Origin of the sequence: Trinickia symbiotica, from assembly GCF_002934455.1 — a bacterium.
Lineage (GTDB): Bacteria > Pseudomonadota > Gammaproteobacteria > Burkholderiales > Burkholderiaceae > Trinickia > Trinickia symbiotica.
The window spans coordinates 125,080-146,525 of the sequence record NZ_PTIR01000017.1 but is presented as its reverse complement, the minus strand read 5'-3'; the positions used below and the strand labels follow the sequence as shown (position 1 = coordinate 146,525).

The 21,446-nt window shown below is 59.9% G+C and carries 18 protein-coding genes; 2 read left to right on the top strand and 16 right to left on the bottom strand.

The features are described 5' to 3' along the window. Window positions 1–1,414: 1,414 nt before the first annotated feature. The 5 genes from B0G57_RS22360 to B0G57_RS22340 all read right to left on the bottom strand — a co-directional run bounded on the left by B0G57_RS22360 (window position 1,415) and on the right by B0G57_RS22340 (window position 6,634). On the bottom strand, window positions 1,415–3,136 hold the full coding sequence (locus B0G57_RS22360) for a thiamine pyrophosphate-binding protein (protein ID WP_018439711.1): 1,722 nt from the start codon (window positions 3,134–3,136) through the stop codon (window positions 1,415–1,417). Beyond that, complete coding sequence (locus tag B0G57_RS22355; protein WP_018439712.1) at window positions 3,133–3,516, bottom strand: carboxymuconolactone decarboxylase family protein; 384 nt, start codon at window positions 3,514–3,516, stop codon at window positions 3,133–3,135. Before B0G57_RS22355 ends, B0G57_RS22360 begins: the two co-directional genes overlap by 4 nt. Window positions 3,517–3,808: 292 nt before the next feature. Further along, a complete protein-coding gene (locus B0G57_RS22350; RefSeq protein WP_018439713.1) occupies window positions 3,809–4,555 on the bottom strand; it encodes a glucose 1-dehydrogenase in 747 nt (248 codons plus the stop codon). Window positions 4,556–4,724: 169 nt separating this feature from the next. Further along, window positions 4,725–5,732: a 4-hydroxy-2-oxovalerate aldolase gene (gene dmpG / locus B0G57_RS22345; RefSeq protein WP_018439714.1), complete on the bottom strand. Its 1,008-nt coding sequence runs from the start codon at window positions 5,730–5,732 to the stop codon at window positions 4,725–4,727. Beyond that, on the bottom strand, window positions 5,729–6,634 hold the full coding sequence (locus B0G57_RS22340; protein ID WP_223258601.1) for an acetaldehyde dehydrogenase (acetylating): 906 nt from the start codon (window positions 6,632–6,634) through the stop codon (window positions 5,729–5,731). The genes dmpG and B0G57_RS22340 overlap by 4 nt, the downstream gene beginning before the upstream one ends. Window positions 6,635–6,787: 153 nt before the next feature. On the opposite strand from B0G57_RS22340, the gene B0G57_RS30975 reads away from it, so the two are divergent. Both B0G57_RS30975 and B0G57_RS22330 read left to right on the top strand, forming a co-directional pair. Continuing rightward, a complete protein-coding gene (locus B0G57_RS30975) occupies window positions 6,788–7,162 on the top strand; it encodes a hypothetical protein (protein WP_146013336.1) in 375 nt (124 codons plus the stop codon). A gap of 684 nt (window positions 7,163–7,846) precedes the next feature. After that, window positions 7,847–9,034, top strand: coding sequence for a glycerophosphodiester phosphodiesterase family protein (locus tag B0G57_RS22330; RefSeq protein WP_018439717.1), 1,188 nt, complete (start codon window positions 7,847–7,849; stop codon window positions 9,032–9,034). Window positions 9,035–9,160: 126 nt separating this feature from the next. On the opposite strand, the gene B0G57_RS22325 is transcribed toward B0G57_RS22330, so the two are convergent. From B0G57_RS22325 to B0G57_RS22275, 11 genes are all read right to left on the bottom strand, one after another. Next, a complete protein-coding gene (locus tag B0G57_RS22325; RefSeq protein WP_083925536.1) occupies window positions 9,161–10,330 on the bottom strand; it encodes an ROK family transcriptional regulator in 1,170 nt (389 codons plus the stop codon). A 91-nt stretch (window positions 10,331–10,421) separates the two neighbouring features. Continuing rightward, window positions 10,422–11,198 carry an inositol monophosphatase family protein gene (locus B0G57_RS22320; RefSeq protein ID WP_018439719.1) on the bottom strand — a complete coding sequence of 259 codons (777 nt, stop codon included), beginning with the start codon at window positions 11,196–11,198 and terminating at the stop codon, window positions 10,422–10,424. 44 nt (window positions 11,199–11,242) lie between these two features. Further along, window positions 11,243–12,397 carry an ABC transporter ATP-binding protein gene (locus B0G57_RS22315; protein ID WP_223258602.1) on the bottom strand — a complete coding sequence of 385 codons (1,155 nt, stop codon included), beginning with the start codon at window positions 12,395–12,397 and terminating at the stop codon, window positions 11,243–11,245. Continuing rightward, window positions 12,397–13,314: an ABC transporter permease subunit gene (locus B0G57_RS22310; protein ID WP_018439721.1), complete on the bottom strand. Its 918-nt coding sequence runs from the start codon at window positions 13,312–13,314 to the stop codon at window positions 12,397–12,399. Before B0G57_RS22310 ends, B0G57_RS22315 begins: the two co-directional genes overlap by 1 nt. Before the next feature lie 2 nt (window positions 13,315–13,316). After that, window positions 13,317–14,162 (bottom strand): carbohydrate ABC transporter permease, encoded by an 846-nt coding sequence (locus B0G57_RS22305; protein ID WP_018439722.1) that lies wholly within the window; start codon window positions 14,160–14,162, stop codon window positions 13,317–13,319. A 97-nt stretch (window positions 14,163–14,259) separates the two neighbouring features. Further along, window positions 14,260–15,567, bottom strand: a complete 1,308-nt coding sequence (locus B0G57_RS22300; RefSeq protein ID WP_223258595.1) for an extracellular solute-binding protein — start codon at window positions 15,565–15,567, stop codon at window positions 14,260–14,262. A 55-nt stretch (window positions 15,568–15,622) separates the two neighbouring features. Then, complete coding sequence (locus B0G57_RS22295; RefSeq protein WP_018439724.1) at window positions 15,623–16,345, bottom strand: DUF1868 domain-containing protein; 723 nt, start codon at window positions 16,343–16,345, stop codon at window positions 15,623–15,625. Between the two features lie 46 nt (window positions 16,346–16,391). Then, window positions 16,392–17,099 carry an energy transducer TonB gene (locus B0G57_RS22290; RefSeq protein ID WP_018439725.1) on the bottom strand — a complete coding sequence of 236 codons (708 nt, stop codon included), beginning with the start codon at window positions 17,097–17,099 and terminating at the stop codon, window positions 16,392–16,394. A 9-nt stretch (window positions 17,100–17,108) separates the two neighbouring features. Continuing rightward, window positions 17,109–17,507 (bottom strand): ExbD/TolR family protein, encoded by a 399-nt coding sequence (locus tag B0G57_RS22285; protein ID WP_018439726.1) that lies wholly within the window; start codon window positions 17,505–17,507, stop codon window positions 17,109–17,111. Window positions 17,508–17,509: 2 nt separating this feature from the next. Continuing rightward, window positions 17,510–18,247, bottom strand: coding sequence for a MotA/TolQ/ExbB proton channel family protein (locus tag B0G57_RS22280; protein ID WP_018439727.1), 738 nt, complete (start codon window positions 18,245–18,247; stop codon window positions 17,510–17,512). A gap of 67 nt (window positions 18,248–18,314) precedes the next feature. After that, on the bottom strand, window positions 18,315–21,125 hold the full coding sequence (locus B0G57_RS22275) for a TonB-dependent receptor (RefSeq protein ID WP_018439728.1): 2,811 nt from the start codon (window positions 21,123–21,125) through the stop codon (window positions 18,315–18,317). Between the last annotated feature and the right edge of the window lie 321 nt (window positions 21,126–21,446).

Genomic DNA, 21,446 nt, shown 5'->3' with positions numbered 1-21,446 from the left:
GATGCGCTCTTGTAGAGCTTGATTCATCATTTCTGGAATGCTGCGCGGCGCCATATTGACCGCGCAGGCAGGTAAGAGCGATCGATTTCCCATTAAAGTGGGCGCCCCCCCCAAAATGTCGGATCAAAACCGTTCATGCTTTGTCTCATTCGTCACGGCGCGGCCAATGAGCGTTAAGCGGCACGCATAGACGGACCCTTTTGGCTCGGCGGGAAGACACACCATGATCCATCGTCGTGGCGAAAAAAGAACATAGAAACATGGCCTGCCACGTTGTCAGCTTCGACACAAACGTAGGCCCCATTTCTGGCGCGTTTGAACTGACTGACTCTTACGCTTTTGCCTGGGGCTGGTGCCAACCAATCTTCAACCATCGCTCTCAGCGACTTTCCACCGCTTCCCATCAACGTCCCCTCAATGCAGTCGTTGCGCTCCGATAGCGTTCGTGCAGGCCTGACGGCCGAAGCCAGTGTCAACGGCGCCATACAGCGTAACGCTGCTTTGCGCGTGCGCGGCGCCAGCCATCGCCAACCCAATACTCCAACGCCTAAACTTTTCGTTGCTATCCATCGTTCTCGATTCATTTTGCTGCTGTCTCAATCGATACCATCTCGGGCGAACGGATTTGTCATGTCCGGATATGGCATTATCGACTTTATATTTAGGTATCGTAAGTAAATAAACGCTCCCGAAGTAACGACTTTGCAACGACTGGACTGCTATCGGGTCCGAACGGTGTACAGCACCGCATGCCACGATACCTCTCGGGGGCTATCTCCAAACGGACCGCGCCGAGGTCTCGCCCCCGGGGCACGCGGCGCGCGAGCACACCGCTTTCTTGCGTTAGTATCTGAGCCGAACCTAGCGCCCTCGCCGTCGATCGCCGGCAACTTGCACTCACCTGTGGCTTCACATCGGCGTGCACCACAGCACTGCGTGCTTTAACACGCGGCACAGCGCGCCGCAGCGCTTTGGCTCCAGCCGCGCATCGTCCCCAAGATTGCCTTCACGTTTGTCTCCGTCAATTTATGATCATCGCAACGCCTCTGAAAGCGCGTTACGATTGTTTTATGCGCATTTGTAATATCCTGGTTTTGCTCAACTGCTTCGCTTCCGACGATGCTCAAGGGCAGTTCTCGCTCGTCTTAAGCTTTTGCTACACAATTTCGCCACAGCTATACATCGGGAAAGCTGGGAGTCATTGCAGATAATCTGGCAGCAAGCCTACTTTGGCCATTTCCTATCGACTAGGACTTTTGCGCCATAGTGACCGCACGTTGGATGAGCGCACGAGCGCAGCCACGGACACGGATGCTGAGGACAGCGGCCTATGTCAGCACTGCTCTTCGCGAGTGTCGAATGGCCCCTGTACGCCGGCGTCCGACGTTTCGGCCGCCGGCAGAGGAGCGCCGACCTACGATCCTTGGAGGGGGGGGCCGCCCGCGGCCATTCGGTCGAACGCCTCGGTCGGCGTTGGGATGTTTTCGGTGCGCACATCGATCACCACGGCCGTTCGTGCCTGCAGCGCCTGCTCAAACGCATCCTCGAGGTCCGATGCGTCGTGCACGGTCATGCCTTGTGCTCCGAGGGATGCGGCGAATTTCGCCCAGTCGTGCGTCGGCAGCTCATGTAATCGCCCCAACTCCGGGCTGACCCGGTCAGCACGTAGTTTCGGATTGCCGTGCGCCGAGTTGTTCAGTACTACGCAGACCAGCGGAACGCCATAGCGAGCAGCAGTTTGCATTTCGATGCCGTGCATCAGCATGCAGCCGTCGCCGGTCACGACCACGCACGGATCGTTAGGACGAGCCAGCTTCGCGCCGATCGCCGCGGGAATCGCCCACCCCATCGATCCCATGTACCTAATCGACGTAAAGAACCGCCGCGGTTCGTATGCGGTCCAGTAGTGAGCCGCGAAAAAAGCATGCGCGCCGCTGTCGATGAACAGCATCGTTGAGCGCGGCATTACGCGGCGCAGCACCGTGATTGCTTCGGCCGGGTGCACCGCCCGTGATCCAGATGCGCTACGCCGGAACGGATCGGTCAACCTGCCGTCCGGTTTCAGCGACAAGAGCCAGTCCAGCCGGTCTTCCCGGCTCGCTCGCAGGCGCGCGGACAGCGACGGCTTTGCGTAGTTCAGCGCGTCGAGGCAGCTGCGGGCGTCGCCGAGTATCGGTAGGTCCACAGGATAGTCCTGAAACACACCGCTTGCGTTGATGTCGTTTGCGATCAGCGCATGCCGAGGCCTGAATCCAGCCGTCCAGATCAGCGTGTCCAGCATGTTCAGTCGCGATCCGAGCACAAAAAGCACATCGAGATTGCCGGAAGTGAGCGCATCGATCGCCGGTCTGTTACCCGGCCAGCCCATTACACCGAGACTAAGGCGATGATCCTCGGGAAATACACCTTTTGCTGGCAGGGTCGTAGCCACCGGTATGTCAAAGCTTTCCGCAAACCGAACGAGCGCTTCGGTGGCGTCCGACTGCACGCATCCGGAACCGGCAAGCACAGCCACCTTGGCCTTGGTCCCGATCTGCTCCCAGAACTCGTCGCAACTGCCGGTGTCCACAAATCGGGGCTGATACAGCGACGAAGGAAGTCTCGCCCACTCACCCGTGATCTCGGCTTCTTGGACGTCGAACGGAATTGACAGATGTACTGGGCCGCGTGACGAGTGATCCAGCATGCTGCGCAACAGGCAACCGAGGTGATGCCAGATGAGCGATGGCGAAGTGAGGTCCCGCTGCAATGCGGTGATCGAACGCGCCATATCGGCACTCCGGATTCCTGTAGCACTGGAGTCTTGGTAAGCGCCCCGTCCTGCCCGGTCCTGCTTCACTTCTCCAGAGATGGCCAGCAGCGGTGATCGATCCGTATGGGCCGTTGCGAGGGCGGTCAGCGTATTCGTGAAGCCTGGCCCGCTCGTCGTCGCGCAGACGCCGAAGCGGCCACCTGCACGTGCGTACCCGTCGGCCATATAGGCTGCGCCTTCTTCATGCGCGCAAACGACGGGTTGCACTTGCTGCTGGCGCGTCAGGCTTCTTAGCAGCTGGTCGATCATTTCACCCGGCACGCAGAAGAGGTGCCCGATGTTTTCCTCGCGGAGAGCGCAAACGATGGCGTCGACAACGTTCACGCGACCTCCGCCAGTTCTGATCGAACGGTCTGGATCGCACTCAACGTGCGAGGGACTCCGACATAGACCGCGAGCAGGACGATGCACTCGAGAATCTCTTCCAACGTCATGCCCCGTTTCAGCGCGGTGTGCACGTGCTGACGCAACTGGATCTCCGTATCGCCCTGCGTAATCAACGTCGAAAAAACCACGAGTTCTTTGTCGCGCGCCGTCAAGCCCGGCCGTTGCCACAGGTCGCCGAGCCCGAACTCCTCGATAATCGAAAAATAGCTCGGGCAAAATTCCTTCAACTCCATCAGCCACGCGGCGTGCGCCGGATGATAGATTTCGTTCAGTTCCCGCTGACCAGCACTCAGACCGCTTTCCTTTCCCTGTTCCATAAATCATTTCCTCTATCACGTGAAAGTACCGCTTTTGACGATTCCCGCGGCACTGCGGTCAATGGTTTCGAAAATAGTCGTCACCACTTCGTTTAGTCGGTTGGTTGCGGCGAGCAATTGCCGCCTCGTGCCTGTCTTCCGGGTCCATACGCTATGTGGGACGTCGCGCGAAGACTCACCATCTCCCAGCGCTCGCCGTTAAATCTCGCTCCAGTGCTTGGGCATACGGAATGCCAGCGCGCCGCGCATCCCTTAATTCAACGTCCCCGTATCGCAACTCTCGCGAATTCAACTAGCGAAATCCACCTCCAACGCGCACGTTGTCGCCCGTAATCCACCGCGCGTCATCGGACGCAAGAAAAACCGCCACAGCAGCAATATCATCGGGCTGCCCAAGATGACCTAGCGGCGTCTGGCTGAGCACCAGTGCATCGAGATCCGATCCGACGATGCCAGCAGTATGCGTACCTTCTGTTAGGACTATGCTAGGGTTGATCGAATTGACGCGAATGTGGCGTGATCCGAGTTCGCGAGAAAGCACCCCCGTAATGGAGTCGATCGCGCCCTTCGTGCCCGCGTACACGGCCGTTCGTGCTAGTGCCGCGCGACTTGCGGCGGAGCTAACGTTGATGATGCTACCGCCGCCGACCAAATGCTCGATCGCAGCTTGCGTGACGAGGAGCGTTCCTAGCACATTGACATTGAACTGCTGATGAAAACCCTCTTCCGTCACGTCCTCTATCGAAGCTAGTTCGTAGACGCCCGCGTTGTTGACGACGATGTCAAGACGACCGAAATGCTCGATCGCTCTGTCGACGATAGCTTGCGCGTCCGCCAGTTTCGATACATCGCCTCGGACGGCGACGGCTTTTCCTCCAGCATCTGTAATTGCATCGACAACCGCATCCGCTCCCGTCTTGCTGTTTGAATAATTGACGACGACGGCGGCACCCTCAGCCGCAAGCGCCTTCGCAACGGCAGCGCCAATGCCCTTCGATGCGCCCGTAACGACTGCTACTTTATTTGCAAGCTTGCTCATTGCTCTCTTCCCTGTAAGAATTCATGACGCGATACGCCCTGGCAGACGCTGCACCGGCGCTGCGCATGTAACGCAACCAGATCCATGTTCTTCAAACTTCCCTCCCGGCACGGACGGCAAATGTCTGAGCTTGCCGTCCCCGCGAACGCAACTACCTGACCGCGACGCTTTACGCGTTCATTGCCGAAAGGCGGTGCGCTTCTTCCACAATCACGTCCTCTTGCCCCGCCACCAGCTTTCGATGCGCAAGCGCCTGGCACAACTCGAACGAATCGATCTTGAGCTCGGACGCAAGGCGCTCGATGTGCGGAGCGAAGCCCGAAAAGAGGCCGAAGACGCCTGTGATGATGTTGGCGATGGCGATGTGAGGGGTGCAGATCGGCAGGACTTCGTCCGTGCGCGTCGCGAGGCTGACGATGCGCTCGAAGTCCGTACCTGTCCGGTATCCATAGCGCTCGAGAACCGGAACCAGCGTTTCCAGCTGCGTGTTGCCAGCGCCGGCGCCGATGCCGCGCACGCAGGCGTCCAGTAGCGTCGCGCCGCTCTCCGCCGCGGCAATCGAGTTGGCTATCGCGAGCCCCAGGTTGTTGTGAGCGTGATACCCGACCGGTATCGACAGACCGCCAATCAGGCGCTCGACCTTTTCCTTAACGAGATCCGGGGTCGAAAAGCCCGCGCTGTCCATCAGGACGATCGCGTGCGCGCCGTACGATTGCATGAGGCGGGACTGATTCAAAATCTCGCCGGCATCGGCCATATGCGACATCATCAGCACGCCATAGGCGGTTTTCCCAGCATGCCTCACATACTCGATGAATTGCCGCGTGATGTTGGCCTCGGTGCAATGCGATGCCAGCCGAAACACGTCGACGCCCGCTTCGAGCGCAACTTCGATATCGGATAGCTTACCGGTCCCGGGGATAAAATGAATGCCGAGCTTCGAGCGCCTGAGCTTTGCGCGCACAGACACCAGCATCTCCGCATCGTTGCTCGCCGCTTTACCCAGCAGGGCCGATGAGGCACCCAGTCCGTTACCGTGGCCCACCTCTACGATATCGATGCCAGCCTCGTCGGCGGCCTGCGCATAGCGGGCGATCTGCCCAATCGTCAACTGGTGCCGCACCGCGTGATTGCCGTCGCGCAGGGATGCGTCGGTCAGAGTGATGTAGCCTTTCACAATTGCATGCTCCTCGTCGGACGGCCCTTGTACGCCGCCACCGCGACAGCCGCGCAGTTGATGATGTCGAGATTGCCCGCATAGCTCGGCAGATGATGTCCGCTGCCGTGCACCTTCACGCTGAGAGTGATTAGTCCTCCATCGAGAACCGGCGCGAGAATGATCTGAAATCCCGGGACGTATTCCTGTACGGAAGCGACGGCCTTCCCGATCGCATCCTCGATCTTCGAAAAATCGTCGAACTTCGCGTACGCAAAGATCGTCGTTTGCATCGAGACGCCCGGTTCGGCGGGGTTGATGTTCAGAATCGCCTTGACCGCGTTCGCCCCCGAAAACTGGGACAAGGCCCGCTCCGTCGTCGTGAGGTAATTGTTGATGTTCTCTCGTGTCGCCACGCCGGCGCTCGCGGCCGCAATCGTCGAAACGACCTCGAGGTAGGCGATCTGCTGCGTCGCCTGCCTGAGTGCATGCACGAGTGGCACACTCGCCTGTCCGCCGCAGGTAATTAGGCTAACGTTTTGCTGCCCGGCGACGTCGACCAAGTTGACTGACGGCACACACGCCATACCGATGCCGGCAGGCGTCAGATCGACGGCAAATTTCCCCGAAGCGGAAAAGAATGCATTGTGCTCGACATGCGCATTGGCGGAGGTCGCGTCGAAGACGATGTCGTACGCATCGCTGTGCGCCTTAAGGAATTTAAATCCATCCGCCGACGTCTCGATGCCACGCTCTTTTGCAATGGCGAGCCCGCGGCTCTTCGGATCGCGGCCGGCCACGAATGCAAGGCTCAGGCCTTCCGCCTCAAGAACCTTGCACATCAGATCCGTGGCGATCTTTCCAGATCCAATGATGGCTACGTTCGTGCGTTGATCATTCATATTGAATTCTCGTTGGGCTATAAACCGTAAACATTTGTGCCCTCCAGTTCAGAAAAAATCAGAAATCGGGGTTGCGAATCGCGGCTGCAAGTCCGCTCCATATCCTCCGTCTACCGCAGGCATATGGTCTCTGTCGATTCCAGGATCGGCCAGACGTCACCGCGGACCGCTCTCATGCAGATTCCGCGCCATGTCGCCCCCGCCCATGAAAATCCGATAGACGGGCTTCTGGGGCACTTGCGGAAATCGCGCTGGCTGAATGAGGTCGGCTTCCCGACAAACCGCGTACGTTTTGTATCAAACGTAAGGCCGCAAATTGCTCACCACAGATTCCCGGTAGCCGCCGGAGGCGCGATCAATCGAAAAGCCGCGCACAATGAACTGGCGATGCTTAAACCGTTCGTGACGGACGTGATGCGCTGCTCCTCGATCCGCAACCGCTCAGCCACCTGTGGAAAGCGTATTTCCGTTTGCCGCAAACGACCCATTGTTTGGCGAGAGCTGAATGGTGGCGCCATCTGCTGCGAGCGCCTCAGCTCACGCAGTTGAAGCGCGGCAAAACGATATATCGCGAACTGCGCAGCTCGGCGCCGGCATCGAGACTGCAACGGGCGGCGCGGCTCAAGATTTTCGGCGTCGGCGCGCTCTGGGCGATTGACCGTCCAACCTCGGCGCTACGATCAACGAGATGGTGTCCGTGACGATCTCCATAACTAAACAGCCCGATCAGCGTAAGCCGATGGGGCTGTTCCGGTCAGGCTGACCATTCCATTAAACCCGCTGCGGTCAACGAGGCCTCGGACAGCCATATGTCCTCGATCGCTCGATGAATGCCCAAAAGCCGCGCGGGAGCTCGGTGAAGCGTCTGAGCGCAATGTCGCCTTCGCACAGCCGCTGCGCCGATCGCGCGTTCGGGGCTCGTCAGAATACCGAAGTAGCGGCGGGCATGTGCGTACACCTGGGGATTGAGCGCAGCCTCGGCGAAGATCGGTCTTGCCTTCTACGTCGAACAGTAAAAGCGTGTCCGATTTGAACACTATGCGACGTCAGCTTCCCGACAAACCGAACGCATTCTGCGGCGCCAACACCGGAGCGGCGCCGGTCCGCCCGCACCCTTCCGTTCTCATTAGCAAAACGTTTGGCCACTTCATCACTGGTACAGTTATTGCACTAAACACTAGTAAAGAAAAAATTTAGTTCAATCAATTCTCGACAGCCAAGGAAGGTATTGCGATGAATTTCTTTTCAATCCAGTTGCGCCGGCTGCTTGGCGCTGTTTTTTGTACAATTGCAGCGCTTTCTGATACTGCCCTCGCAGACGGCCCACAGCACTATGACCCAGAGCGCATTCTCGAAGCGTTCAGGAACCCCTATACTGGTCCTGACGAAATCGACAGAACCATAGGCATCGTTGCTCACCGTGGCGTCGTTAGCAGTGGTTGTCCCGAGAATTCGCTTTGTTCGATTCAAAATACCTATAACAACGGTATCGAGGCCATCGAACTGGATGTGAAGCAAAGCAGCGAGGGAACTCCGTATCTCTTCCATGATAACAACGTCGGGCGCGTTGATGCCACCTCCGGATTTGATATCTATACAGGCAAAGGATGGAATGCCGATGTCCGTTCGCTTCCCGATGCAACGCTCGACAAAATTATGTTGCGCGATAAGCAATTCAGAATCACGGGATACAATGCGCTCTCGCTTGAGGAAGCTTTGGATAGGGTGAAGTCCGACTACCCCAACATGTTAGTGATACTCGACATCAAGACTCTCGATGCGATTTCCCGCGCGGCAGATATCGCCCTCCATCGAGGTATGCAAAATATGGTGGTTCTCAAGTTCTTCGCCACATTAGCGGCAGCCGAGCCGGAGAATATCGTGAAATACACGAAAGGCGTTGCATTTGCGCCAATGATTTACGCCAGAGACGAAGATGAGATTGCCAACCGGTACACGGACTTGGGCTGTGAACAAGCCATGGCCCACTTTCCAGTCATAACCGTAGTCCACTATCACCAATGCTTGGTAAATTCCTGGTTGGATAAGGCCAGCGAGCAGAGTAACTTTGCTTGGATTGAAGTCGGCAACAAGAACCCCGTAGACGGCGATCCCACATACGACCTAGTGAAGGATCTCCGCGACGGGCGCAAAGCCATGGGAGCCTTCAATCCGGTGAAGGAGTACCGCCAAAACGCGAACGACGGCAGATGGTACATCCGCAGCAATGGTACTTGTTGCGCTAGCCTCGACGACTACCTAACAGATACTATGCATTTCGGTAATGAAACAGCGGATAGGCGCCCGAACGTTGACCTGCAACTTGAGAACGGTTTCACGTCGATCACTACAGACGATCCAGTGGGGGCCGCAGCTGCCGCAAGCCGCTCTGGAATGCGTGACACCAGCCGGTATTATTAGCTAGCCGGAACAGCAGTCGAAAAAAATGACTTTCGGGCAGCTGAACCAAGTAAAGTCTGGAGAAGTCCGAGGGTTGACGACGCTGTAAGTTAAATGCTGAGTCACACACCCCGCGATCGGCCATGGCTATTCAAAGAAGCTGTTTTTTAGCAACACGAGCGCCGCGCCATTTGCCGCAGCATCACCATTCGCCTCTGACAGAACCAACTTTGGCCGCGGCGGTCCAACGCCGTATCGATGCACATCCCAGAAGCGGGCGCGCTCGATCAACATGCGGCCGAGCGCTGCGGGCAACTGCCCACCGAATACGATGGCCTCCGGGTCGAACAGGCCAGCGATGGCGTTTATCGTTCTGTCAAGCACGGGTAACGTGCGCGCAACCCACGTCTCGACGCCGGGCCAGGCCGGATCGAAGCGCATCCTTAGGTCTTCGACAGAATCGATATCTATACCGTTGGCGCGCAACTCGCCGATCAGATAGCGCAAGGCCGGACGGTTTTCTGCTTCCGCGGGTGTGCAAAGCGTCATTTCACCCGCATTGCCATGCGCACCGAAATAGGGCTTTCCGTTAATGATGACGCCACCTCCAAAGCCGTAATTGAACGATAGATAAAAAAAGCTCTTCGCCCAGCGCCCCGCCCCGAGCAGGCTTTCGCCAATCGCAGCTGTTGTCGCGTTATTATCGATCCACACAGGCAGTCCGAACGAGCGCTCAAGGATCGGTGCAAGGTCGACAAGCGACCAGTCCTGAAGCGGTTCGGGCGCATTCATCTGCCGGTCGTCGGCGACGAAATAACCGGTCATGGCGAATCCGACGCCGATCAGACGGTCGCGCGACACGTGGTTGCGCGTGAGAATCCGGTCGATGGCATCATTGATCGCCGCAAGTGAGGCATTGCGGCTCGTTGGCGTCGTGCGGAGCTGCACCTCTTCGAGGATATGGCATCCAAGGTCAGCGAGACACACCGACATGGAATCCGTGTTGATCGACACGCCGAGCGAGTACGCTGCCTCACGAACCAGTTCGATGCGCGGACTCGGCTGGCCGCGCCCGTTCCTGATCATTTCGCCGGTCCTCAGCAGACCGCGTTCAATCAGTTGCTCGATGAGCCGGTGCACCGACTGTTGTGCGAGTTCACTCTGGGCCGAGATCGCTGCACGCGTGATCACACTGGAGCGTCGAACGAGGTCGAGAACAAGCCGCTCGCTCGCAATTAGCGGGCCGATCCGACCGCGTTGCCGCGTCGCGCCTGTCTCAGAATGTGGTGACACGAACTCTCGCGAAACCAGGGACATGGGTCACGCTCCGCCTATACACGAAATCGAAAATGGTAGCAGACGGGTCCGCTACCGAACCGCTGTCATAGTTGGCCGCGCCGATCATCGGCTAGGCCGCGAGTGCCGACCAGAATGGCAGCACGACATCCGTCAGCGCTGACGTCCCGACCGCGATTCGCATCCCGTGACGTACGCGAGCGCCGTCGAATGCGACCCGAAGACCAGCCTCGCGGCACAGTACCGCGCCGGCAGCCAGATCCCAGAAACTCGTGTGGCACTCGAAATAGCCGTCGACATATCCTAACGCCGCGAAACCCAGGCCGATGGTCGCGCAGCGGTAGCCCGTCACCGCCCATTGATGACGCTTCATCTCCGCTTCGAGCGTCGCCGTTTCGGCCGTGGTCCAGTGCGGGTTGGTGCCAAGCGCCGCGACGCGCACATCGGGAAACGGCACGCCGCGCGTAAAGGGCTGACCGTTGAGAATCACGCCGTGCCCCGTCGCTGCCCCAAGGGTCATGCGCAGCACCGGGTAATGAATGACGCCGATTTCGGGCACGCCGTCCGCCACGAACGCAAGCGCGATCCCCCACAGTGGCGAGCCGCGCAGGAAATTGGCTGTCCCATCGATGGGATCGACGACCCAGAACCGCGATGCCATCTCGCCGCCCAACTCCTCGCCAACGACAGCTTCAGCAGGCCATATACCGGTGATCCGCTCCCTGATCTGCTGCTCGACGGCCATATCGGCTTCGCTGACAAAATCCATCGGCCCCTTGCTGCTGGTGGCGAGCGCTGCGCGCTCCATGAAAAACCCAAGCGCCCTCGCCCCGGCTTCTTCGACGATCGATGTCGCCGCCTGCAGACGACTCTCCAGATTGCTCAACACACTGCTCCATAAGATGGATGAGGGGCCATTGCAAAGCACGGCCGTCAGAACGTCGCACCTGACCACAGCGACTCACACCGTTGCCCCGGCATATCAGGCATCGCCACGCGCCTGCCGGTCGCGGTGTCAAACAGTGTCACATGTTCCGGCCGATAACCGAGAGACAGCCGGTCGCCCGTCCGGTAGTCCGCTGCGTCCCGCTGTGTCGCGATGATCCGCTGGCGGCCAAGCCGGCAATACAGCAGCCGATGACTGCCCATATCCTCAACCGCTTCAACCGTGCACACCAGACCGCTCATGTCGTGCCGCACCACAAACGCTTCGGGCCGGATGCCGACAAGGATGCGGGCACCACCCGCCTCGCCGTGGCCTGGCAACCCCCGCTCTGCAAACAGTAGCTCAATCCCATTCGCCAACACCACGCCACCGTCCGACGCGCACGTCGCTTCGAGCAGATTCATTGGCGGACTGCCGATAAAGCCCGCGACGAACGGCGTGCGTGGTCGATGATAAATGTCGCCCGGCGGGCCGATCTGTTCGATGTGTCCGCGATTCATCACGACGATGCGATCCGCGAGCGTCATCGCTTCGGTCTGGTCGTGTGTTACGAAGATCGTCGTTCCGCCGATTTCTTTGTGTAACCGCCGTAGCTCCAAACGCATCTCGTGCCGCAGTTTCGCGTCCAGGTTCGACAATGCCTCGTCGAACAACAGGATCGCGGGCTGACGTGCAATCGCGCGCGCTATCGCCACCCGCTGCCGCTGACCGCCAGACAGCTGGTCCGGGCGCCGCTTGAGCAGTTCAGTCAGCCCGAGCATGCTGGCCGCATCGCCAATACGCCGTCGGCGCTCCGTGCGCGGCAAGCGCGCGAGCCTGAGAGCGTAGCCGATGTTCTCCTCGACATTCATATGCGGATATAGTGCGTAATGCTGAAAAACCATCGCGCAGCCGCGTTCGCCGGGCGCGCGCAGTGTGACATCTTCGCCGCCTATCAGGACGCGTCCGTGCGTGACCGACTCGAGCCCCGCCACGATACGCAGCAAGGTCGACTTGCCGCACCCCGATGGACCGAGCACGACCGTCAGCTCACCTGGCTCGAACACAATGTTCAGGTCGGCCATTACCGTGTGACCGTCATACAGCTTCGTCACGGCCTCGACGGCGATACCGGCCGGCCGACTGCTTGCGCGATCACTCATCATTTCCCGATTCCCGTCACACCTTTGACAAACCAGCGCTGCATCAGCGCGATCGCGACCAGCGGCGGCGCCATGCCGACCAGCGCAGCGGCCATCATCAGACTCCATTCAGGCGCCTGGCTCGCTTCAGTCGGCACGAAGCTCGCGACACCAAGTACGATCGTGCGCATGTCCTGCCGGCTCGTCATCAACAGCGGCCACATATAATCCTTCCACGTCGAGATGAATACGATCGTGCCCAGCGCCGCAAAATTGGCCCTCGAGAGCGGCAACAGGATGTCAAAGAAAAAGCGCACGGGCCCTGCACCGTCCAGGCGCGCCGCCTCGGACAGCTCCGCGGGCACTGTCTGATAGAACTGCCTGAAAAGGAACGTCCCCGTGGCCGACGCGACCAACGGCAATGTGAGGCCCGCGTAGGTATCCAGGAGGTTCAGTGATGCCGTGAATTGCAGCCCCGTCAGCGTGGCGAGCACGGTATCGAGGTGGGTGGCGCGGAGGATCGTCTTCAAGGGCTCGAAGAGATCGGAGGCGACCGCATAGGTCGGTACGATACGAACTTCGACAGGCAGCAGCAGGGTTGCCAGCACGCCGAAGAAGATCACGTGCCTGAACCGCGAGCGGAAGTATACGACGGCATATGCGGTGATCGACGACAACGCGAGTTTGCCGATCACGACAACCGACGACACCACAAAGCTGTTGAACAGCATGCGTCCGAGGTCCGTACGGCGCGCGACCTCGTGCAGATTGTCGATCAGGCGGTCGCCCGGTACCAGCGCGATCCCTTCGCCCAGCAGCGATGTATTCGAGACGGAGGCCGCGCAGATTGCCAGATAGATGGGCGCGAGCGCGAACGCGATGCCGACCAGCAGCACGGCATAGGCAACCAGCCTGAGGACCGGGTGACGTTCGACCATGACTAGTTTCCCCCGTCGAGTCTGCGTTCGAATACGCGGAACTGCGCGAACGTCATCGCGAGGATGAAAAACATAAGGATGACGGAAAGCGTCGAGGATCCAGACAGATCGAGCCCGACGAAGCCGTCCGAGTAGATCTTGTACGCGATGATGTTGGTCGCCCCTGCGGGACCACCCGCCGTCAACGTATCGACGATACCGAAGCTATTCGTCATCGCCTCGATCATGCTGGCGACCGTCACGAACAGGATGAACGGTTTAAGCATGGGCAGCTTAATATCGAAGAAGCGCCGCACGGGGCCAGCGCCATCGATGGCGGCAGCGGCCAGATAGTTTTGCGGGATCGAGCGCAGTGCGGCAAGGAAGATCACAAAATTGAACGGAACCTGGGTCCACGCGAACGCAAGTGTGATGACGGCAATCGCTTCTGTGCCGTTGGACTGCGGCGCCCACAATCCTGGGTGGATCGCGTTAAGGTGCGCGAGCGGACCGACGATGGGATTCGCGATGAAGCGCATGATCACGCCCAGCACCGCGCCCGCAATCGCATACGGCCAGATCAGCAGATTGCTGAATACTGCGCTGCCGCGAAGGTTCAGATCCGCGAAGCCGGCGAGAGCAAGTGCGATCAGCCCCCCGGAACCGACACCCGCGACCGCGAAGATCGCCGTAATTCGCAGAGACGCATAGAAAGTGGCGTCCGAGAGGATGCGAACATAGTTGTCCAAACCAACGAATAGCGAGCCGTTGCCGAACGGGCGCACGAGGTTAAAGGACCACCAGACGGCCTTGCAGGCCGGCCAGTAGAAAAACAGAGCCACCAGCAGAAGCTGAGGCAGTGCGAGCATCAGCGGTATCTGGCGGCCTGGGAATCTGGCGCTTGGTTTCATTTGGAATAGAAAATTTGCATGTCGGGCAGTCAGCGGCAAGCGCGCTCGCGTTTCGTCAGGGCAGGCACATGCCCCTGTAGGTTGCCTCAAAGCGTGCGAGCAACGCATTGCCATGTGTTTGTGCCTCGCGCAGCGCATCATCCATCGATTTGTCACCGTGGAACGCATGCTGCACCTCTTCGAACCAGATCGAGCGGAACTGCGGAAAGAAGCCGAGCCGTTCGCCCGTATTGTTTTCGTTTCCCGGCTCGTTGAGCGACATCAAGCCTGCCGTGATTGGCAGCAGAGCCACGTCCCTTTGATCGGACGTTGTAGATAGCATCGCTTGCGCGTCCCGCGTAACGGGCAGATAGCCTGTCTTTAGTGCAAATGCGATCTGGTTTCGCCGCTCACGCACAAAGGCGAGAAACGCTGCGGCGACGCGATAGCTGGCCAGGTCCTGACCTTTCATCACCCAGATCGAACTGCCACCAATCACTGTGTGGTAACGTAGCGTGCCCGCGTAGACAGGCATCATGCCCACTGCCGGGCGCACCTTGCCGACGCTCATGATGACGCCCATCGCTCCCGTTGAATCTATCGACATCGCACACTCACCATTCGCGAAAGCGATCGCCTGGCTGCCCGTGCGCGTGTCGGCCGCATCGAGCAGCAACCCCGCCTTGCGCCAACGCAGCAAGTCGTGCATCCAGCGGTTCAGCGGACTGTCCGCGAACACATAGCGCGCGGATAGCCCTTGTCGTCCGTTGGCACCACTCGCAAGCGGCACGCCCTGCACGGCCGCCGGCTGCTCGAATAGTTTCCACGGCGAATAATCGCTGACAGCGGGGCAAGTGGCGCCCGCGGCCCGCAGCTTGCGCGCCGCGGCCTCGAACGCTTCCCACGTCGACGGCGTGCTGGTCACGCCGACTGCGGCGAGTCGCGCAGAATTTGCGTACAGCACGAGCGTCGACACTCCGAACGGTTGCGAATAGAGCCGCCCGTCCGACGATGCGTAGTACCGTCGCACCACATCGGCATAGAGAGATGCATCAACCGGCTTGCCCACCGACGCCGTCATCTCATCCATCGGATAAATGGCGCCGCTTAACATCATGTCCGCCGTGCCAACGTCGTAAATCTCGACGAGCGCTGGCTGCCTGCCCGCGCGATACGCTGCGACCGTCTTGCGCATCGTCTGCTCGTACGCGCCCTGCGACACACATTGCACCTTGTCCACCGGCGACGACGCATTGAACCCGTCGCACAGGGTCTGGATCGCGGTGGCCACGGTACCCGTATGACCGTACCAGAACTGGATGGTTGTTGCCATCGACGGCGACGCACCGAGCGCGAGCAGTACAGCCACAGCAACGCTTGGCATACGCATCATCGCGCACCCCCGTTCGATACGGCGAGACGATGCCCGACCGTGCCGCTCATTGCGATGCGATCCGGCGCAGGAAGAACTGGTTGTCGAACGCATACATGTCATTGAACACGCAGAACTCGGGCGCGCCCAATTCGATGACGTCAAACAGCATGCCCACACCTGCAAAGCAGCCGCTGACGAGATCGAGGCACGCACGCGTGACGTCGGGCGTCATCGGGCGGATCAAATACGACAGTGTGATGTGAAACTCGTAGTGATCGTGCCATGCCGTCCTGAGTGACAGACACTCGGCGAGCCGCGTGCGCAGGTCACGCAGCTTGCGCTCTTCCGCCGCATCAACGGGTACGAGCTTGATGCAGCCAATGTGCGTCTGATTCGCGCGTTCGGCCACCCTGAGACGCAGCGGCAACGCGCATCCCAGATCGAACGATTCGAGCTTCGCCGCGAAGTGACGCGTGCACTCGAGAACGCTCGCGTCATGCGGCAGATCCATCGGCCAGCGGCCGTTGTCGCGTTCGCGGTCTGCGACGCCCTCGAACACGGTCATGTGATAGCTCTCCGGTGGCAGAAAGGTCAGCGATGACGCAAACAGACTCGATCTGATCGTATCGCGCACAGCGACGAGCGCATCGGATAGCGGTGTAAAAAGAGGCACGTGACACACCAGCGTATTGCCGGGATAGCGCAACACGTTGCCATTCGAATCGAACTTCTTTCCGATATGGTCCAGCGAGATGGGCGGTACTTTAGAGACGTCGATAGTATTCATGCCTGCTGTTTTCATTTGTTCCTGATGTTTATGTCTGTTCAGTGCGTCATTCGCTCAGCGAAAAACGCAGTGCGACTTCCCCGATCACATCGGCGTCGCCGGGAGAAAACTTCCAGCGCATCAGCGCGTTGATTGCAACCTGGTCGAAGATCTTCGGCGGATCCGAGCGCACGATACTCACAGCGCTCACGCTCCCATCCGGCGTGATCGTGACGTGCGCGATCACCGACCCTTCGATGTTGCCGGCCATCGCGCGCGGCGGATAATCCGGCTCGACCCGCACCAGCGGCACGATGCCTTTGCGGACCTTTGGTGGCTGCGGCGCGGCGGGCGGTGTCTGATGCGTCGGCTTCTCCATGTCCGGTGCGACGGCGGGCGCCGCCTGCGGCACAGTCACGGGCCCCTGACTGACGACGGGCGCGGGTGTCACGGCCGGCGCAGGCGCCGCGCTGCGTGTGGGCGCTGCATGCCGCACCGGCGTGGGACGGTGCGGCACAGGCGCGGGCTTCGGCGGTTCGGGGGGGGCATTCCGGGCCGGCTGCGGCGGTGCGGGATGGGCGGGCGCGTCGGCGATCGTCACAATCTTCATCACCTTCGGTGGCGGAGGTGGTTCGGCAACAGGCTGCACCGCGATGCGTCCCAATACCGCAACCAGCCCACCTTCGATGACAAGCGCAATCACAAACGCAGCGGGCCAACGCATCCCAGACTTCGGTTCGGGCGGCACGAGCGTTCCCAGAACGACTGTCTTCATGAGTGCACCTCAGCGCACGGCCGCGACGCCGACATCGTCGACACCCGCCGCGTGCGCGAGGTCCATCACGTGCAGCAGATCCTGCAGCGGCACTTCCCTGTCGCCCGCAATCAGCACGTCGACCTTCGCGTCGTGCGCACGTGCACGGATCGTCTGCGTCGCCAAGTCAGCGGACACCGGTTTGCCTTCGAAGAACAGGCTGCCGTCCTTCTTCACCGTGATCGTGAGCGTCGCCTTCGGCAGCGGGGCGGCCGATGCGGCGTGCGGCACGTTGATCTTGACGCCGCTCGCATCGATCATCTTCAACATCGTGACCATGAAGAAAATCAGCAGGAACATCATGATGTCGATCATCGGCACAATTTCGATGCGCGGTTCGTGCGACTCGACGTAACGAGTGCGGCTCATGATTATGCTCCCGACGCATCGGAGGCCATCGTGCGCGACATCGCCCGTACGCTCGCGACGTGCTCCTGACGCTCACGCGTATCGGCGGCGCCCGCGATACCCGCAGTACCCGCCGTGCTCCTGCCGACCAGATGGGTGCGCTTGACGCTTGCGAGCTTGATCAGATCGAGGCACAACATCGCAAGCCGCACCCGCTTGGCGAAGTAGCCGTTCGCCGCGACCCCGACAATGGCCACGAGCAAACCACAGCCCGTCGCGATCAGCGCATGACTTATGCCGCCCGTCACAGCACCCGCGCTAGGCCCTGCGGCGCCAAGCACGTTGAACGACTCGGTGATGCCGATGATCGTGCCGAGCAACCCGATCAGCGGTCCGAGCGTCACAGCTGTATCGAGCATCCACAGGTGCCTGTCGAGTTGCGGCAACGTGCGTACGATCGCTTCGTCGATATAGCGGTCCATCTCGTCGGGATTCAGCGAGCGCGCCTCGACGACAGCCTGCAACGTCGCACCGTAAACCGTGGAACGGTAGCGCGTCGCAACTTCGTTCACCGAGCGTTCATCGTGGAAGTCGAGCGAGTTGAGGCGATGATCGATTTCTGCGCCCGAGGGTGCCGCCTTCGCGAAGAACGCCACGCGCTCGATCGCGACGGCCAGCACCACGATAAAAAGCAGCGCGAGGATCGGGATGATGCCCGCCGACTGCGTGCTCAGACTGAGAAATTGCTGCAGGATGTTCATGTCATGTCCTTGATGAAATAATCCCGTGTCCGGCCGGTCACCCGTGGGGCAGCCCAGCCGTCCTAGGTCAAAGATGCTTCGGGGTATAGGTCAGACCGAGCCAGAAGGTCCGCCCGATGGAGAACTTGTCCTTCAGCAGATTACGGTTTTGACCGGTGACGGCGACCACGGGCGATCCCGTCAGGTTCGCGACTTCGAAGAACGTCTGCCAGCCCGAGCCGATGTCATAGCGTGCCTGCAGATCGATTTCCTTGCGCGCCTGCCAGTACACGTCCTGGCGCGGCAGGCTGGCATCAACCGCACGCAGGCTTGTGCCGATCCAGTTATACGCGACCGTGATGCCGAATTTGCGATAGTTGTAGAAGATACTGAGGTTACGGATCTGATCTGGCTGGTTGACGAGGCGGTTGATCGTGCGCGTGCTGCCCGATGACGTGATCGCATTCAGGCGACCGCTTAGCAACGTGAGGTTTCCGCTGAAGCCGAAGCCCTGCAGGTACCGCGTAAGCCAGCCGAGCGAACTCTGCACGAAGTTCAGTTCGATGCCGTCGAGTTTCGAACTCGACGAATTGAGTGGCTGTGTGATCGACGCTGTGCGGGTCAAGCCATCGTAAAACAGCGTCCCCTGGCGGGTCAGGCTGTAGATCTCGTTTTTGATCTGCTTGTGAAACGCTGCGAGCGAGACGAGGCCCGAGTGCGGCAGATACCATTCCGCCGAGAGATCGAGGTTCGTCGATTCGCGCGGTTTGATGTTCGGGTTGCCGGTGACAACGGTCAGCGACCCGTCTGAGCTTTCGGAGATTGACGTGTTGGGCGCGTAGTCGTCATAGGTCGGCCGGCCGATGGTTTTGCTGGCGGCGAGCTTCAGGCGCACTGCGGGTGTCGCATCGAAAACCAGCGATGCGGCCGGCAATGTGAAGTTGTACTTCGAATCGTTAGTGACGGACTGCCATGTGGTCGTGCCTCCCACCGTATTGCGCACATTGCCTGTCGTCGACAGACGCGTGTTGTCCTGGCGCAGTCCGATCATCGCGCTCAGACGATCCGTGCGCCATGACGCCATCGCGTAGCCGGCCGCCGTCTGTTCCGTGTGCGAGTAGTCGTTCTGCAAACTGCTCGCGAGATTGTTGACGTTCGCCGCAACAAGGCTGCCATTGCTCAACAGTTGCTGCCAGGCCTTGTTAAGGTCGATGGTCATGAACGGCAGACCATTGGTGTACGGCAGCGTGGTCCCCGACGCACCGCCCACGCCCGCCATCGTCATCCCGCTGCCGGTCGGAAAGTAGGCGTTGAACGCTTCGTTGTAGTTGTGGCCGAGGCTGCGATAATCGACGCCGATGGCATAGCCCAGTCCGCGCGAATCGGGGTCCATGTTCTGGCGGAAATCGAGCTTCAGGTCGCCCACCCTGTCGTCGATCCGGATGTTGTCGGTACGCCAATAGAGCGGCTGCCAATTTGCGGGATTCACAAAGCCGGAGGGATTCACAACGCTCACGGCGGGATCGAATCCGGATGTGTCATAGGTCGTCGCCATGCCCGGTATGCCGACGATAGATGGCTGCGTGCCGGACGCACCGTACTTCAGGTTGCCGTAGATGTACTTCACAGCCGTCTGTGGATTCCACTGACTTGCCTTCGAAAACGAGGAGCGGAACGACAATATCCGATCATCGCCAAGATGCCAGTCGAGACCACCCTGGACGTTCTCCACGGTACGGTCGATCTTGCTTTGCTGTACACCTGCTTCCGCTTCGCCGAGTGCGAACTGACCCGACGTCGCCGTTTGGTTGATGACGGGGTTGCTAGAGACCCCCGTCGTGCGCCCGACGTCGATGATGTTCTCGTCGCGCAACTCATGCATATTCTCGACGTTGTAGCCGAGCGAGACGAAACCGTATACGTCCGGCGTGAACTTCGCTTCGAGTTTCGCATCGACGCCCTGCCGCTCGAGATTCTTGCGGTACTGCCAGTATTTGAACTGCTGGGGTACGGGGAGGCCGTTGCCTAGATTCGCCCCGCCCGTCGCCGCGGGGTTCGCGAGCGAGCCGTTCGCGTTGTAGAAGTTGTAGAAGATGTTGTCCGTGGTCATGTGACCCAGCGAATACGTGTTCTGTTTCTCGTAGTTCGCTGCGATCACGAGGCCGACGGCCTGGCTCGGGCCAAATGTGGCGCTCCATGCCATATCCGCCTTGCGCGCGAGGCCCTCGGCCCCCGACAGAACCTTGCCTGTTGCGTCGGCATGACCGAGTGCTCCCGTCGCGCTGAAATACGGCTTGCCGCCGTTGTCGAACGCGCTGCGCGTGACGATGTTCACGGACCCGCCGACCGCATTCGGGTCCTGATCCGGCTGCCAGGTCTTGAAGACCTGCACCTGTTTGACGAGCGACGACGGCAGCATATTCGTGCGTACGCCGCGGCTCGTCTGGTCGGTTGAGGCCATCGGCGCACCGTCGAACGAGATATTGTTGTAGCTCGCGTCGAGGCCACGTATCGCGACGAACTGCGCCTCGTCGCGACCGTTCACGTTGTCCGAGTTAAAGCTCACCGATACGCCGGCGACACGCTTCACCACCTCGGTGACGGTCGCATCCGGCAAGGTTTCTATCTGCTCCTTCGTCAAAACATCCATCACCCGGTCCTGCGTCTGCTTCGTCGCGACGGCCGCACCGCTCACTGCGCGCTTGCGCGTGACGTCGACATGACCGAAGCGCTGGACCTGCTGGTCCTTATCCGTGGTCTGCTCGCCCGCTGCACTAGACTCCGTCTCATCCGCCGGAACCTGCGCTGCGGCGCAGGCCAGCGATGACCACGCTGCCGCTGTCGCGAATGCAAGCGCAGAAAGGCGCCAGTAACGGCGGCCGACTTGCTGATCGAACATGGTTCTTCCCGAATGTGTCATGTATGTGGTCAGTCGCGAAACTCCGACGAGCCTTCGCTGCCTCGGCGGCCGTCCAGCGCGACCAGAGGGATATTACTACTCTTTGTGTGTACTATTAGTGACAGTTATGGGAAGCGGTTCGTCGCCGGACTCCTCGCCCAAGAAAATGCGTTGAAAGCGCTTTTCTATAGGTAACCCGGCAGACTTGTGACAGGCGACCCTAAAAAATTTTGATGTATCGCGTGCAATTGTAATCATCAAGTGTAATATTCGCAGGCCAGCCACTGCGTCGAACGACCGGCGCGCTTTCTGGCGCTGATA